Here is a 15,021-nt window from a genome sequence, read left to right as displayed (position 1 = left end):
GAGGGGGGGGGGTGGGTGGGAGGGTGGTGGGGTGGGGTGGGGTGTTTGGTCGGGGGTTTGTGTGTTCGGGGTGTTGGGGGGGGGGGGGGGGGGGGGGGGGGGGGGCTCCCCCCCCCCCCCCCCCCCCCCCCCCCCCCCCCCGGCCGGTGTGCCGGTCCGGCGCTCGATCGATGAGTCGGCCGCGACGGCGTACGGCGCGCAGGTCGCCCGGCTGGCAGATCGGGCTCAGGCGGCCGGGGGTGCTTCGCTTCGGTCCTCCGGCGCCGCGTTCGTGGTGGCGGCGTCGGGGTGGGCGGCGATGAACTTCTCGAGGAGCTCGTCGGCGACCTTGCCCCGGGCGGGGACGTCCAGGCCTTCCTCGCGGGCCCATTCGCGGACGTCGGTGAGGGTGTAGCCGTGCAGGCGGGGGGAGGTGTCGGCGGCCTTCTTCGACCGCGTCGCCTGCTTGACCTCGCGGGAGCTTTCGAGGACCTGCTCGATGAACGCCAGAGCCTCGCTCAGCCGTTGCTGGTTGGCGTCGGACAGGTCGATGGCGAAGGTCCGGTTCAGCAGCGGGAACTCTCGTCTCGCCACGTCATCGCCCTCGGAGTGGTCGAGGTCGTCAACCAGTATCACCTTCTGCGCCACGTGCGGCCCTTTCCGGATGGATCATCGTCTGTCTGTCTGAACCGTGGCATCATACTGGTGTTCGAATGATGATCGTGTGATTGACTCGCCGGAAGTGTCGCCGGACAGACGGAGCCGCGCCAGGCCGAACTCTCGTCGCGCCGGCGATCTAGACGCGGCTGCTCGTCCGGGCTTCGCCGGTCCCCTGCAGTCCGACGAGGATCGCCAGCTCTGGATCACCCACCTGACGATTGCACCATGAGCGCGGCGACGCTCGTACGCGAGGCCCGAGGGCGGACCGGCCGCCCAATGGTGCGGCCGGCCGAGGGGCCGGGCGGACCCACGGGTCACCGGACATGTGGGACACGGGACACGTGGGCCATGGGACACGTGGGGCCGGCGATCAGGTGGGCCGGGTGGTCAGAGGGGCGGGGTGGGCCAGGAAGGTTGATCGGGATCTGCGAGCCGGTCGAGGGCCTCGCTGGTCGCGGCGTGTCCGCGGACGTAGTTCCCCGACATCCTGACCAGCCTGTCGCCCTCTGACTGGTAGCAGTCGGCGATCGACTCGAAGGTGCCCAACGCGTGCTCGGTGAGCGCGGTGTAGACCGAGCCGATCACGCCGACGGGGGATTCGTCCTGTCCCCACGGGTTGAGCGTGCCCATGAGGTCGTCGCGGAACCTCGCGATCTCGTCCGCCAGGCCGGCGCCGATCTCTGTGAGCGCGGAGCCCGTCGTGTGCAGATCGGTGTGCGAGACGTCGATCTTGTCGTCTGGTTCCAGCACCGCCACCGCCTTCAGCCCTACGATGCCTTGATTTAAGGTGATCTTACTCACGATGACCCTCGCGTGGGAGGAGCCGCCCGATGGGGCTTCAGCTACCCGACGGAGTCGCTTCGGCGCTCAACATCCTCGGCGTGCCCTGGCCCAACGTCGACGAGGACGTCCTCGACGCGGTCGGGCGGCGCTGGATCACCTTCGCGGAGGACCTCGAACGGAGGGGGAGGGAGGCGGACGACCGCGCCGCCGGCGTGCCCGTCCGCAACGGGGGGACCGCCGTCGCTTCCTTCTCCGCCGTCCGGAGCCACCCGGTGACCGGATCCGCGGGCAGCGCCGGCGACGGGGCCCGCGCCGCCCGCCACATCGGCGACGCCCTTATCGCCGGCTCGCAGATCATCCGGGTCCAGAAGATCGTCACGATCGCGGTCGTCGCCTCCACGGTCGCGACGCTCGGTTTCGCGGCGCACCGCCTCACGCTGCGCGTCATGATGCGCAGGATCCACAACGACCTGCTCGACGCGACCAGACGGGGGCCCGTCGCGATGCTCCAGCGCGCCGTCAACCTGCTGCGCAGGCCGGAGCCGTTCCCCCGGGAGCCGGGCTACTACCTGACCGCCGCCGCGGACCGCCGCGTCCCCATCGACCAGGTCATGGCCCGCTACCGGGACACCGCGAACCGGTACGCCGGCAGCCGCAGGAGGATCCCGGTGAGCCCGAGGTGGCGCACCGACACCGAGCCCCTCTATCGGGGCGACATGCGTCCCCCTCAGACGGTCTTCGAGCAGGGCTTCCATCCGCACGAGGACTACGGCGCCATCGTCCACGTCACGCGGGACCGCCGCTCCGCCGAGGTCTACAGCCATCACCTGGTGGACGGCCGCAGCGGCGCCGTGTACGAGCTGAACGTTCCCGGCGGGGTCCAGATGTCCGAGCGGGCCGCCTTCCAGGAGTTCCCCGGAGGCGTCCACCGCAGGTTCATCCGCGGCGCCTGGCCGTACGACGCGGAGAAGAAGGGGTTCGGCGACTTCATCCCCAACCCGCACTACGACCCGCGTCCCGACCTGGACCTGTGAGCCAGGGCCGCATCATGCGGTACATCGTGTGGCGGGACGCCCCCGGCCGGCGAGCCGGCCGGGGTGGGCCCAGGTCCCGGCCGGCTCGGGAGCGGTCAGTCGCCCTGGAGGTAGTGGTCGTCGTTGAAGTAGGTGAACAGATCGGCGTTGTGGGTGGCGAGGGCCTGCGGGTGGACGCGCCAGATCCCGTAGGACTCGGCGTAGAGTTCACCGCCGGTCTTCATCTTGGCCGTGTAGGGGGTCAGGTCGATCTTGATCGACTTGGCGTTGACGTACTTGTTCAATTCCCGTTCGCGGCCTGTCATCTTCTTTCCGCCACCCTGGTACTTGGCTCGCCACAGCGCGGCGTGGTGTTGGAGCGTGCAGAAGCGCAGCATCTCGTCGTGGAAGTCGAGCCAGGGCGCCTGCTTGAGTTCGGGCAGCCGGTCCTGCGTGATGTCGGTGAAGTTGCCGGGCAAGACCGCCCACGGCTTGGGACCGTTGACGGACTTGATCAGGTCGTCGACGAACTCCATGATCTCGACCATGCTGTTCCACTGGCTCATGAGCTTCCTGCGGATCGCCATCGCGCCGTTCGCGCCCTTGCCGTCCTTCATCGCCTGGAGGGCTTCGGCGTAGTCCGGCATCGTGGCGCGCCATTCGCCGATGAGCTGGTCGGCGTTCTCGGCCTTGTTCGCCACGGCCTCGTACGCGGTCTTCGCCCGGTCCGTGATGGGATCCCAGCGGACGAGGTCCTTGAACTTGAGGTTCGTCGCGGCGGTGATGTCGTTCTGCGGCAGGACGGCGGTTCGCGGCGGGACCTGCGCCGAGACGCTCGCCAGCACCCGTTCGGCGTTGACGCGCGAGTCGGCGCGGCGGACGGCGGACTCGATGGCGTGCCCGACCTCGTGCAGGATCACCTGGAAGCTCGGCGGGCGGGTGGGCACGCCGTCGGTGCCGCCGAAGAAGCCGACGGTGTCGTTGTCGAACGCCTTGTTCGCGATGAGGATCACGCCAGGATGGCCGGCGTTGGGGCCGACCCTGTCGAAGAACTGCCCGAGTGTGTGCTCGGTCTCCCCGGCCAGCTCGGCCTTGTCGGAAAGGCTCGCGACGCGCTCCAGCTCGACGCCGACGAGGGCCCCGCGGTCGGCGGCGCTGGTGAGGGCGAGCGCGCGGCTCACCTTGAGCAGCTCCCCGGCGGTCCAGGGGCCGCGGATCTCGCCGAGCGAGTAGGTCTGCTTGAGCGCCTGCGTCAGGGTCTCCTTGGACGAGGCGTCGGCCGGGCCGCCCAGCGGCAGGCCGCGGCCCACCAGGACGGCCGAGCCGTTGAGGTCCGGGTCGTAGGACAGGATGACCTGGCCGACCGGGGCGCCGGGGCCGCCGGCGAGCGGGAAGACCTGCCGGTACTCGAACCCGGCCTTGTCATCCCCGCAGAATCCGGCCAGCAGCCAGGTGAGGGCCGCCCTCTCCATGTCGGTCAGCGGTCCTACGGTTGAGGTGACCTCGTATTTCTTGTTCTTGAGGTGGCTCTTGGCGACCCTCTGCTCCGCGACGAGAGGGCTGAGGTCGTCCGGCAGGACGGGCGTCACGAGACCGTTGTACTCGTAGGAGATGCGGTTTTGAAAGCACGGTACGGACTCGTCGATGAGTGCGCACGGTAGTGACGTGTGATGTGGGGACATGTCCAGGACATTAAGCCGATCGCGGCATTTAGTGAAGCGTTCCAATGCAATTGTATTGGCTTCTGATCTGGGCTTTCGTTTCGGATTTTTTGTGTGGGCCATATATCGATAGGCGAAATCTCCGTAAATCATGACATGTCGGAATATGGCGCGTTGGGTGGCGCTGCGGTCCTGCGATACCGGCGGAACTCATCGGCGGGTCAGTTCGAGGTGGATCATGGGGAGGGTCTCCACCGGGGCGCCGGTGGCGCGTTCGATGGTGGCGCGGAGGTTCGCCCAGGCTCGGGGGTGGGCGCGGGCGTAGCGGTGGAGAGCGGCGGCCGAGTCCTCGCGGGACAGGCGGGTCGCGTGAGCCGGGACGTCGCGACGGAGGCCGCAGGAGACCTTGACGTGCGGGTCGGCCGTGACGTTGCGGTACCACTGGGCTCGCTCGCCGAAGCCGGAGACGATCACGTACTCGTCCGCCGCCGGATGTTCGACCACCTCCAGGACGACGAACCTGCGCGCGCCCGTGGTGCGGCCGATGTGCTCCAGCATCAGCAGGCGCGATCCGAACAGCATTCCCAGGCCGGCCCGGTACAGCCAGATGGGGGCGCGCACCAGCCGGCGGTTGCGCAACGCTCGCGCTCCGAGCGTGGCCATGATGTCCGCGATGTTCATGGACACCGGCTTACCACTCGTCGCGCGCGTGCGCATGTGCGGCGCGGGCGACGAGGCGGCCCCGGGTTATATGTCGCTGTTGTCGGGTCTGGGGAGAGTGTTATGGCCGTGGCGACGAGGCGCGGAGGTAGGTCAGGGTGGCCAGGACGCGGCGGTGGTCCTCGTCGGTGGTGGGGAGGCCGAGCTTGGACATGATCGAGCCGATGTGGGTCTCCACGGTGCGGTCGGTGAGCCACAGGCGCCGGGTGATGCCGACGTTCGTACGGCCTTCGGCCATGAGGGCGAGAAGTGGGTGCCTTCGAACCACAGGACGTGCCGTGGTTCGAAGGCACCCACCCGCTTGATAGGCGCACAAATCTCACCCGGACGAGCAGCCCGGGCGGAGGCCCGCTTCCGGAGTCAGGAGACGGGCGAAGCCGCGACCCGGCCGGCCGCCCAGTGGTTCGAGCCGGTCGGCCATGTCCGCGACGGCGTCCGCCGCCTGAGCAGGCTCTCCTCGGGGGTGCCCACGGCGCAGCGCGTGCCGTGCGGCGGCACCTTCAGCGAGATCAAGTACTCGTCGAAGATGTCGTCCTGGCACTTGTCCTTGCCATAGATGCGGTGTCCCCAGCCCTCGTACGTGAGCAGCACCGCCTTGGGCCCGAGTTGACGGGCCGCGTTGGCCGACCATATCCACGGGGTGGCCGGGTCATGCACGGAATTCCCGAGCAGCAGCGGGGCGTCGCCGGTGTACCGCAGCGCGTGCGGCGCGTTGGTGGTCGGGTGATTCATGCAGATCGGCAGATCGTCGATCGGGTACGGGTGGTACCCCGTGTCGGGTGCGAGCCGGGCGGAGACGCGCATGAGTGTGGCGTACTCCTCGTAGTTGCGCACCCGGAGGTCGTAGTCCTGGCAGAGAACCGCGGTCGGCAGATACGCGACGTCACCCTCCACGGGCTGCCGGCCTGGCAGCGGGGGCACCCACTCCGGCGGCGGCCCACCGTTCAACCAGTTGATCACCTCGCTGAGCAGGTGCCAGTCCGGCCCCTCGGTGCCCAATGCGGCGTTGTAGATGACCTGTAGTTCGGTCATCGTCTGGCCTGTGCTGGGGTACTTCAGCTCACCGCGCCGCGCCTTCGCCCGCAGATCCTTCCAGATCGCACGGATGTCACGTCCATGCAGGACACAGCCGGTGTCCTGCTCGCACCAGCCGACGAACTGGTCGAACGCGTCCTCGACGGCGATCGCCTCGGTGGCCAGGAAGCCCGCGACGCCGAGGCTGTGGTCCATGTTGCTGTCGAGCCCGAGGGCCCGGACGCGGCCGGGGAACAGCTCGGCGTACATCTGGCCGATCAGAGTGCCGTACGAGATGCCGTAGTAGGTGAGCTTCTCCTCCCCCAGGGCGGCGCGGAGCGCGTCCAGGTCACGGGCGACGTCGGCGGAGTCGACGTGGTCGTACAGCGGACCGGTACGAGCGCGACAGTCGGCGTGCAGCTTCTTCGTGAAGGCGTTCCAGGCGTCGAAGTCGGCCTGGCTTCTCATGACGGTGTGGGGCATCCGGTTGTACACCGACGCCGAGCAGATCACCGGGTTGCTGCGTCCCACGCCCCGAGGGTCGAAGCCGACGATGTCGAACCGTCGCTGCAATTCTTCGGTGTAGGACCCGGGGGCGCCGTACACGGCCTCCACCCCGGACCCACCCGGACCACCGGGATTGATCACCAGCGAACCGACCCGAGCGGCCGGATCCGTGGCCTTCCGCCGCGCGACGGCGATGTCCACCTTCGCCCCGCTCGGCTTCGACCAGTCGATGGGCACGCTCAGCGTGCCGCACTCGGCGGCAGGCTCCTCCTCACAAGGCGCCCAAGCGATGGTTTGCGCCGTCAGGACCTCGGTGTCCGCACTGGCCGTCGAGACCGGTAAAACCGTCGCCATCGCGAGGATGGCGGCGAACCAGGAGACTCTTCTTCGCACAATGCTCCAGTCTCTAGTCGATCCTCTGTCGGAACGTGGGACCGTAGCGGATCAGCGCATACTTGCAAGGAGAAACAGGAAAAAATGGGATACCACCCGTCGCGGCGGTGATGTCGTACTGCGGCAGGACGGCGGTTCGAGGATGCGTGTGCGGGGCGCTCCGCGTCGGACGGGTGGGACGCCTCTCGGGCAGGCGGCACTTTGTCGGATCTTCTGGACAACCTGATCATCTGACTGACAATCTTTCCACTTGTGCGAACGAAGATCCTGATAGTGAGTGTTTGTGGTTCCTTGGCCGCGTTGACGGGTTCGACGGCGGCGGCGAACGCGGCGGTCAGCGCCGCCGGCCCCGCCTTCCAGCTCCCGTTCCCCTGCGGCGAGAAGTGGGTGGGCAGCAGCGGCAGCTTCGCCCACACCGGCAACGAGATCGACTTCAACGGAAGCGCCAACGACGGAAACAAGGACCTGGGCCGGACCGTCGTGGCCGCGGCGGCGGGCACGGTCGTGATCTCCGCGTACCAGCGGAGCAACGGCTTCGGCAACCTGGTCAAGATCCGCCACTCCGACGGCAGCAGCACCCTGTACGCCCACCTGAACTCGCGGACGGTCTCGCAGGGCGCCTCGGTGGCGCAGGGCCAGAAGATCGGCACGGTGGGCAAGAGCTCGGCGAAGTACAGCCTGGTGGCGCACCTGCACTACGAGCAGCGCTCCGCCTCGGGCGGCATCGTCCGCGCGTCCTTCAACGGCGCCACGTTCAAGTACCCCGGCCAGTCGGTGACCTCCAGGAACTGCGGTGGCGGCGCGGTCAAGCGGACGACCTCCGGTGGTTCCAACCCCTACACCGCGGCGAAGGTGTGCGGCTCGGGCTTCAAGCAGGTGGACGCGGCGACGCTCGGCTCGCAGGGCCGGGTCGTGCTGATGTACTCCTCGGCGACCGGCCAGAACTGCGTGGCCACCTTGCGCAACGGCGGCAGCGGCAAGGTCGCCGCCAGCGCCTACCTGCAGGTGCGGGGCAAGGCCCGGCAGACCGACTCGGGCACCTACCAGTACTACGCCGGCCCGGTGCGCGCCAAGGCGGCCCGCACCTGCGTCAAGTGGGGCGGCTCGATCGGCACGGCCAAGTACGACAGCCCGTTCGAGCACTGCGGCTGACACGCGGCCGGCGGGCGGCCGACCCGGCCGTCCGGATCTCGTGACCGTCCCGCCGTCCATGCGGTGAACGGCGCTCCTCGTCCCTCGCGGGGACCTGCTCCCTGCGTCGTCTGGGGGGATGAGGAGCGCCGCCCCGCTAGCCGAAGCCGCGGAATCGGACGGATCAGGCGGGATCAGCCGGAGATCAGCCGGAGATCAGCCGGAAATCGGATGGGGAACAGGCCGGGATCAGGCGGGGACGAAGGGGTCGAAGTTGTCGCCGACGGCGTAGGTGACCAGGGTGGTCAGGACGTGGGCGACCGAGTCCCTGTCGCGCACGTCGCACAGGAGGATGGGCGCCACGCCGTCCAGGCCCAGGGCTCGGCGGATCTTGACGGGGTCGTGGCGGCGCGCGCCGTCGAAACAGTTGACGGCGACCACGAACGGCAGGTTGCGCTGCTCGAAGTAGTCGACGGCCGGGAAGCAGTCCTCCAGGCGCCGGGTGTCGGCGAGCACGACGGCGCCGAGGGCGCCGAGGGCCAGCTCGTCCCACATGAACCAGAACCGGTCCTGGCCGGGGGTGCCGAACAGGTAGAGCCACAGTCCGTCGCGGACGGTGATGCGGCCGAAGTCCAAGGCCACCGTCGTGGTGATCTTGGCTTCGACGCCGGACACGTCGTCCACGCCGACGCTGCGCTCGCTGAGCAGCTCCTCGGTGTGCAGCGGGCGGATCTCGCTGATCGTGCCCACCATGGTCGTCTTGCCCACCCCGAAGCCGCCGGCGATGAGGATCTTGATTGCCATCGCCGGGGCGGCGCCGGGGGCGGCGGCCCGATCAGAGGCTGCGTAGCGCATGCAGCACTTCCCTGTAGATGCGTTCGTCGATCGCCTGCGCGGCAGGCTGGGGTCGGTCGATGGTCACGAGGCCCTCGCGACGCAGGTCGCCCAGGATCACCCGGGTGATGTTGATCGGGAGCTTGAGCTGGGCGGCGACGTCCGCGACCGGGGTGGGGGTGCGGCACGTCTTCAGGATGGCGAGGTACTCCGGGGTCAGGTCCGCCTGTTCGAAAGGCATGCCGACGGTCGTGACGATGGCCACCAAGTTGAAGGTTTCGCCAGGTGGGCGTGCACGGCCGCCGGTCAGTCCGAAGAGCCTGACCAGCGGCCCGGGATCGTCTCCTGTCACTGTCGTGTGCCGTTCCACGCGGGCGCGGGAGCGGCTCCTCTCGGCAGCGCGGTCAGGTGCTCGCCGACGCGCTTGACCATGAGGGCCATCTCGTAGGTGACCATGCCGAGCTCGGCGTCGCCCGCGGCGATCACGGCCAGCCGGGCCCCCTGCCCCGCCGCGGTGACGAACAGGAAGCCGTCCTCCATCTCGATGATCGTCTGCCGGACGCCGCCGAGCCCGAAGTGGCGTCCCGCGCCGAGGGCGAGGCTGTGGCTGCCGGCGGAGATGGCGGACAGGTGCTCGGCGTCCTCCCGGGTCAAACCCCGGGAACCGCCCATGGCGAGGCCGTCCCCGGACAGCACGATGGCGTGCCGCACGCCGGGGACGCGCTGGGTCAGGTCGTCGAGCAGCCAGCTCAGTTCAGGTCTGGGTTCGGGCATTGGAATGGCCCTCCTTTCGGTTGCGCGTCATCTACTTCTGCTCGGCCTCGCCGCGGCCCTGTTGCCAGCCGCGCTGCATGGACGACATGATCTTGAAAAGTTCCTCGGGGGACCGCGCGGTGACTTCCCGCTGCTCGGCGGCCCGCGTCTTGCGCAGCTGGGGCGCCATGCTGGCCTGCCGCACCCGTATCGGCAGGCCGTCCAGGTCGTGGGGGGGGGGGGGGGGGGGGGGGAAAAAAAAGGGGGGGGGGGGGGGGGGGGAGGGGGGGGGGGGGGGGGGGGAGGGCCTTGAAAGAGAGACCAGTAGGCCCCCCCCCCTCCCCCCCCCCCCCCCCCCCCCCCCCCCCTCCTTTTCCCCCCCCCCCCCCCCCCCCCCCCCCCCCCCGACGGCTGGGCGGACATCGGCGGCCGGCCCGGTGGGGACGGCTGAGCGGACGCCGACGGCCGGCCTGACGAGGACGGCGGAGCGGACGTGGATGGCCGGTCGAACGAGGACGGCTGGGCGGACGCGGGTGGCCGGGCGGGGGAGGCCGGTGGCGCGTCCGGGGCGGACAGCGCCCGCTGGCCGGCGATCGGCGGCGTGGGGAGCGCCCGCACGGGCCGGCCCGCGGCGCCCGGCCCGCCGGCCGTGTCCGGCCGGCCGCCCGGCGGGATGCGGTCCGCGCGGCCGGGAGCCATCGTGGCGTCCCGCGGCGAAGGTATTTGGGAACGTTCCCACCAGCCGGAAACGGCCGGAGCCGGGGCGGCCGTGCGATCCGGCGCGATCTCGACGGCCGGCGCGTCCGGGGTGGCGAGCAGGCCGACGGGCAGCAGGACGATGGCCGTGGTGCCCTCGTACGGGGAGCGCCGGAGCGACACCTTGATGCCGTGCCGGGCCGCGAGCCTGGCCACGACGAACAGGCCGAGCCGGTCGCTGTCCACCAGGTCGAACTCCGGCGGGTCGGCGAGCTTGGCGTTCAGCTCGTCGAGCGCCGCCTCGCTCAGCCCGAGGCCGCGGTCCTCGACCTCCAGGGCGAAGCCGTTGGCCGCCGTCATGCCCCGCACGTGCACGGTGGTCTCCGGCGGCGAGAAGACGGCGGCGTTCTCCACCAGCTCCGCGAGCAGGTGGATCACGTCGGCGACCGCGACGCCCAGCAGCGGCGGGGCCTGCGGCATCGGGGGCACGACGACGCGGGTGTAGTCCTCGACCTCCAGCACGGCGCTGCGCGCCACGTCGAAGATCGGGACCGGGTCGCGCCAGCGGCGGGCGGGGGTCGAGTCGGACAGGATGACCAGGTTCTCCGCGTGCCGCCGCATGCGGGTGGTCAGGTGGTCCAGCCGGAAGAGGTCCTCCAGCGTGTCCGGCTCCTCGACGCGGCGCTCCATCGCGTCGAGCAGGGTGAGCTGGCGGTGGAGCAGCGCCTGGTTGCGCCAGGCGAGGTTGAGGAACACCTGGCCGATGCCCTTGCGGAGCGTCGCCTGGCTGACCGCCGCCTCCACGGCGGTGCGCTGCACGGCCGAGAACGCCTGCACGACCCGCTGTGTCTCGGCGGTGCGGGCGGAGTCCAGGGGCGGGGCCTCGGTCGCCGGGTCCACGTCCTCACCTGCGCGCAGCCGTTCGACCAGCCGGGGGAGCCGTTGCTCGGCCAGTTCCACGGCCGACTTCTGCAGCCGCCTCAGCTCGATGATCATGGACCTGCCGAACCGGTAGGAGAGCAGGGTCGACGCGATGACCGCCAGCAGGCCGAGGCCGAGGATCAGCCCGATGCGCCAGTACGCCGCGACCTTGGTCGCCTGCCGCGCCTCCTCGGTCCAGAACAGCTGGTTCTGGGTGTCGCGGTTGATGGTCTGCAGCAGCAGGCTCGTGTCGCTCCTCCAGTCGTCCGCGTTCACGGGCGGCACGCCGTTGGTGCTCCAGCTGTAGATCCTGTTCTCCACCTCCACCAGCCGCCGGTAGGGAAGGCCGCCGACGAGGTTGTCGAACTGGACGCGCAGGTCGGACCCGATGTCGCGGCCGGCGTCCGACATGGCGATGCGCCGGCCGGTCATGGCGGCCACGAACGCGGCGCGGTCGGCCGGGGTCATCCGGCGCTGCACGATCGTGCTGGTGAGGACGGCGTTCTCCCTGCCGAGGTACTCGGCGCTGCTGTTGTAGGCCGCCATGCCGCGCACCGCACGGTCGGACGAGACGTCGCTCAGCGCGTCACCGGTGTTGAGCTGCCGGTTGACGTCGTCGATCAGCCGGTTGTACGCCTCGATGACCCGAATGGGCGGGAACAGCCTGCCGGTGTCGGCGGACCGGCGGAGCGTCTCGACCGAGTCCAGCGCCGTCACGAGGGTGCGCACCTCGGCGGGGGTGTCGTCCTGGCTCTGCTGGCCGAGCGATCCGATCAGCTCGCGCAGTTGCTCGACGCGGTCGTCGGTCAGCCGCCGCTGCTCCGCCAGCGCCTCGTCGTTGCTGGTGCTGCGGGCCTGGGCGGAGACCTGGCGTTCCCGCTGGAGTTCGTAGACGAGTTGCAGGACCGGCGCTCCGATGGCCTGCCAGCGGCTCTGCGTGCGGGAGATCTCGGTGATCTCCGTGATGCTGGAGTAAGCGATCACGCCCCAGAAGGCGACCATGGATACCAGTGGGAGTACGAGGATCCTGAGGAGCTTCGTGCGGATCGGTGGGGGCGAGCTCATCTATCGTGTCCAATTTCTTGTGCGGCGCGCCGTGGGCGGACGCGGGCTGGAGCCGTTCCCCGGGACGACCACTGCGCCGATGATCTGGACAACTATGCCCACTGGGGTACAAGTGCATCAAGATGGGTTAGCGAAGATTGTATATCGATGTTCGTTGAGAGTGGCCCACCGTACACGCACGGTGATGGCCGTGACGGGAGCGCCACGGTGAGTCACTGATTTCGGACGCGGTCCCCTGATCCCGGCCTGCCGTACGACTCTGGATCCTCTTCGCCGCACGCGTCAAGATGAACATGCGATCAACAAGGGTGATCTACCGGGGATTCCTGGCTTGGGGGCATGTGTGGGCTTACGGGTGGCGGTCGTGGGAGGTGGGCTCGGAGGTCTGGCGGCGGCGCTCCACCTGCGCAGGGCCGGGGTCGAGGCCCTGGTGTACGAGCAGGCGCCGGCGCTGCGCGAGGTGGGCGCGGGGATCATGGTCGGGCCGAACATGGTGCGGTCGATCGCGCGGCTCGGACTGGGCGACGCGCTGTCGCGGTTCGCGGTCTGGATCGAGGAGGCATGGGAGTTCCGCCGCTGGGCGGACGGGCGGGTGATCTCCACGCAGCCGATGGGGGAGGCGTGCGAGCGGCTGTACGGCGCCAACCTGCACACCGCCCACCGGGCCGACCTGCTGACGCTGTTCAAGAGCGCGCTGCCCGAGGAGGTCGTCCACCTCGACCACCGCTGCGTGGCGCTCCACCAGGACGACTCCGAGGTCGAGATCACCTTCGCGCACCGGACCGGAGGCGAGACCAAGGTGCGCGCCGACGCGGTCATCGGCGCCGACGGCATCCATTCGGCCATCAGGCCGCTGGTCGTGACCGAGGTCGCGCCCAGGTTCTCCGGGTTGAGCGCCTTCCGCGCCCTGGTCCCCGCCGAGCAGGCCCCCGAGTACGCGCGGCGGCCGGTGCAGACGCTCTGGCTCGGCCCCGGGCGGCACCTGGTCCACTATCCGGTGTCCGGCGGACGCCTGGTCAACGTCGCCGGCGTCGTGCCCGCCGGCGGGTGGCGCCTTGAGTCATGGACGGCGGACGGCGACCTGTCGGACTTCGCCCGCGAGTTCGAGGGATGGGACGAGAGCCTGCGGCGGCTCATCGAGGCGGCGCCCGGCGCCAAACGCTGGGCGCTCTACGACCGCGTCCCCCTGGAACGGTGGACGACCGGCCGCGTCACCCTGCTCGGCGACGCCGCGCACGCCATGCTGCCGTTCTTCGCCCAAGGAGCCGGCCAGGCCGTCGAGGACGCCGTCGTGCTCGCCCGCTGCCTGCGCGACGCCGGCCCGGACGCGGTGCCGAAGGCCCTGCTCGCCTACGAGGCCACCCGCAGGCCGCGCGCCGGCCGGGTGCAGTCGATGAGCCGGGGCCGCGCCGAGTACAACCACCTGCCGGACGGCCCCGAACAGCGCGAGCGCGACGCCGGCCTGCGACGCGGGGGCATCCTGCGGCACATCGCCTGGCTCTACGGCCACGACGTCGACGCCGAGCCCCTGGCGCGCTGACCAGGTCACCGGTGGCGCTTCGTCCAGTGGACGAGAAGGACCCCGCAGGCCGACGGGAACGCCTCGGCCAGGTCGTAGGAGTCGTGGGCCATCGAGGCGTCGAAGATGCGGGGACCGTCGCCGGCGACGCCGGGATTGACGGCGAGCAGCAGGTCGTCGACGAGGTCGTGCCGCAACAGCGCGCGGGCGAAGCCGGCGCCGCCGAAGCACACCAGGTCGCCGGTGGAGGCGGCCTTGGCCCGCCGCGTGGACTCGGTGAGCGGCCCGGTGAGGACCGTGGTGTTCGGCCAGGTCGAGGCGGTGCCGCGCTCGGTGATGACGAACTTGGGCAGTTCGCCGATGCGGTGCGCGAACCGGTAGTCGGGGTCGCCGGGGTGCTCGTCGGCGGTCCGCCCCCAGTGGCCGAGGTATCCCTCGGAGACCATCGGCCGGCTCAGGACGATGCCGGTGACGGAGTCGAGAAGGCCGTTGAAGCGCTTCCTGAGGTCGGGGCTCCAGGGCCAGTCGGGACCCCAGTCCCACAGGTTCCAGGTGGAGCCGGGGACGCGGCTGTCGACGCATCCGTCGATGGAGGTCTGCATGTGGAGGATGAGGCGGCCCATGTCCGTCCGTTTCTCTGGATGTCTCAGGCGGGTGACGAGGCCGGCGCCTGGAGTATGCCGGTCAGGTTGCGCGCCGCACGCGGGTCGCCGTCCAGGCGCAGGTCGCCGGAGCGGACGGCGTCCGCCACCGTGCGCCGGCCGGCGCAGACGGCGCGCAGGGTGTCGAGGTCGGTGGTGAGCGTCGCGTCGGGCCGCCCGGCGTCGCCGCGGCGGATCTCCATCGACCCGTCGGCGACGTCGACGACGTAGGTCTCGGGGGCGACGCGCAGCTCGTAGGTGCCGCGCAGCTCGTCGGCTCGCGCGGCGTCGAAACGGGCCTTGACGCCGAGCATCAGGGAATCGCGGCCGAGCTCGCGGTCGGGCGGGGAGGGCGCCTCGCTTCCCCAGCGCCCGAGCCGGAGGAGCACCGGCTCCAGCTCGCGGCCCCATTCGGTCAGCTCGTAGAGGTGCACGCGGGCGGGCGCCCCGAGGTCGCGACGCCGGACGACGCCATGGCCGGTCAGGTCGGCCAGCCGCTGGGTGAGGACGTTCGGGCTCACGCCGGGCAGGCCGGCGAGCAGGTCGTTGAAGCGCTTGGGGCCGAGGAGGAGGTCGCGCACCACCAGCAGGGCCCACCGGTCGCCGATGACGTCGAGGCCGCGTGCCACGCCGCACGAGTCTCCGTAGCTCCGTCTGTCGCTCATGCCCGTCAGGCTAGCACAGTCACTCCTATTTAAGGAGTTATGCTTTCTTATTAGGAGTTGTCGCCG

General features: G+C 70.3%; 15 protein-coding genes. 3 read left to right on the top strand and 12 right to left on the bottom strand.

The genetic code is table 11. From position 1 onward, the window contains the following. Positions 1 to 225: 225 nt before the first annotated feature. Entirely contained in the window at positions 226 to 615 is a 390-nt protein-coding gene (locus tag ACZ6QO_RS23340) for an Lsr2 dimerization domain-containing protein (RefSeq protein WP_465853700.1), read from the bottom strand. A 411-nt stretch (positions 616 to 1,026) separates the two neighbouring features. Continuing rightward, a complete protein-coding gene (locus ACZ6QO_RS23335) occupies positions 1,027 to 1,389 on the bottom strand; it encodes a hypothetical protein (RefSeq protein WP_465853699.1) in 363 nt (120 codons plus the stop codon). Between the two features lie 80 nt (positions 1,390 to 1,469). Here ACZ6QO_RS23335 and ACZ6QO_RS23330 point away from each other — a divergent pair, with 80 nt between their 5' ends. Beyond that, positions 1,470 to 2,456, top strand: a complete 987-nt coding sequence (locus tag ACZ6QO_RS23330; protein WP_465853698.1) for a scabin-related ADP-ribosyltransferase — start codon at positions 1,470 to 1,472, stop codon at positions 2,454 to 2,456. 95 nt (positions 2,457 to 2,551) lie between these two features. Here ACZ6QO_RS23330 and ACZ6QO_RS23325 read toward each other — a convergent pair whose 3' ends face one another. From ACZ6QO_RS23325 to ACZ6QO_RS23310, 4 genes are all read right to left on the bottom strand, one after another. Beyond that, a complete protein-coding gene (locus ACZ6QO_RS23325; protein ID WP_465853697.1) occupies positions 2,552 to 4,024 on the bottom strand; it encodes a hypothetical protein in 1,473 nt (490 codons plus the stop codon). A gap of 282 nt (positions 4,025 to 4,306) precedes the next feature. Further along, a complete protein-coding gene (locus tag ACZ6QO_RS23320) occupies positions 4,307 to 4,777 on the bottom strand; it encodes a nitroreductase family deazaflavin-dependent oxidoreductase (RefSeq protein ID WP_465853696.1) in 471 nt (156 codons plus the stop codon). Between the two features lie 100 nt (positions 4,778 to 4,877). After that, positions 4,878 to 5,054, bottom strand: a complete 177-nt coding sequence (locus tag ACZ6QO_RS23315) for a LuxR C-terminal-related transcriptional regulator (RefSeq protein WP_465853695.1) — start codon at positions 5,052 to 5,054, stop codon at positions 4,878 to 4,880. Between the two features lie 122 nt (positions 5,055 to 5,176). Continuing rightward, entirely contained in the window at positions 5,177 to 6,730 is a 1,554-nt protein-coding gene (locus ACZ6QO_RS23310) for an alpha/beta fold hydrolase (protein ID WP_465853694.1), read from the bottom strand. A 300-nt stretch (positions 6,731 to 7,030) separates the two neighbouring features. On the opposite strand from ACZ6QO_RS23310, the gene ACZ6QO_RS23305 reads away from it, so the two are divergent. Further along, a complete protein-coding gene (locus tag ACZ6QO_RS23305) occupies positions 7,031 to 7,882 on the top strand; it encodes a M23 family metallopeptidase (RefSeq protein WP_465853693.1) in 852 nt (283 codons plus the stop codon). Between the two features lie 228 nt (positions 7,883 to 8,110). On the opposite strand, the gene ACZ6QO_RS23300 is transcribed toward ACZ6QO_RS23305, so the two are convergent. From ACZ6QO_RS23300 to ACZ6QO_RS23285, 4 genes are read right to left on the bottom strand one after another with little or no spacing between them, the layout of a single operon-like run. Further along, complete coding sequence (locus ACZ6QO_RS23300) at positions 8,111 to 8,716, bottom strand: GTP-binding protein (protein ID WP_465853692.1); 606 nt, start codon at positions 8,714 to 8,716, stop codon at positions 8,111 to 8,113. Continuing rightward, positions 8,697 to 9,047, bottom strand: a complete 351-nt coding sequence (locus ACZ6QO_RS23295; protein WP_465853691.1) for a DUF742 domain-containing protein — start codon at positions 9,045 to 9,047, stop codon at positions 8,697 to 8,699. Before ACZ6QO_RS23295 ends, ACZ6QO_RS23300 begins: the two co-directional genes overlap by 20 nt. After that, positions 9,044 to 9,469, bottom strand: a complete 426-nt coding sequence (locus ACZ6QO_RS23290) for a roadblock/LC7 domain-containing protein (protein ID WP_465853690.1) — start codon at positions 9,467 to 9,469, stop codon at positions 9,044 to 9,046. The genes ACZ6QO_RS23295 and ACZ6QO_RS23290 overlap by 4 nt, the downstream gene beginning before the upstream one ends. Positions 9,470 to 9,496: 27 nt before the next feature. Beyond that, positions 9,497 to 12,067 carry a sensor histidine kinase gene (locus ACZ6QO_RS23285; RefSeq protein WP_465853689.1) on the bottom strand — a complete coding sequence of 857 codons (2,571 nt, stop codon included), beginning with the start codon at positions 12,065 to 12,067 and terminating at the stop codon, positions 9,497 to 9,499. 427 nt (positions 12,068 to 12,494) lie between these two features. Here ACZ6QO_RS23285 and ACZ6QO_RS23280 point away from each other — a divergent pair, with 427 nt between their 5' ends. Next, on the top strand, positions 12,495 to 13,670 hold the full coding sequence (locus tag ACZ6QO_RS23280) for an FAD-dependent monooxygenase (protein ID WP_465853688.1): 1,176 nt from the start codon (positions 12,495 to 12,497) through the stop codon (positions 13,668 to 13,670). Between the two features lie 5 nt (positions 13,671 to 13,675). Here the strand turns inward: ACZ6QO_RS23280 and ACZ6QO_RS23275 are convergent, their stop codons facing one another. Beyond that, complete coding sequence (locus ACZ6QO_RS23275) at positions 13,676 to 14,251, bottom strand: dihydrofolate reductase family protein (protein WP_465853687.1); 576 nt, start codon at positions 14,249 to 14,251, stop codon at positions 13,676 to 13,678. A gap of 44 nt (positions 14,252 to 14,295) precedes the next feature. Then, entirely contained in the window at positions 14,296 to 14,955 is a 660-nt protein-coding gene (locus ACZ6QO_RS23270; RefSeq protein WP_465853686.1) for a winged helix-turn-helix transcriptional regulator, read from the bottom strand. Positions 14,956 to 15,021 lie beyond the last annotated feature (66 nt).

The sequence above is a fragment of the Sphaerisporangium sp. NPDC049457 genome (genome assembly GCF_055586705.1).
Note: the sequence above shows the minus strand (reverse complement) of the source record. Positions and strands in the feature narration are given on the sequence as shown.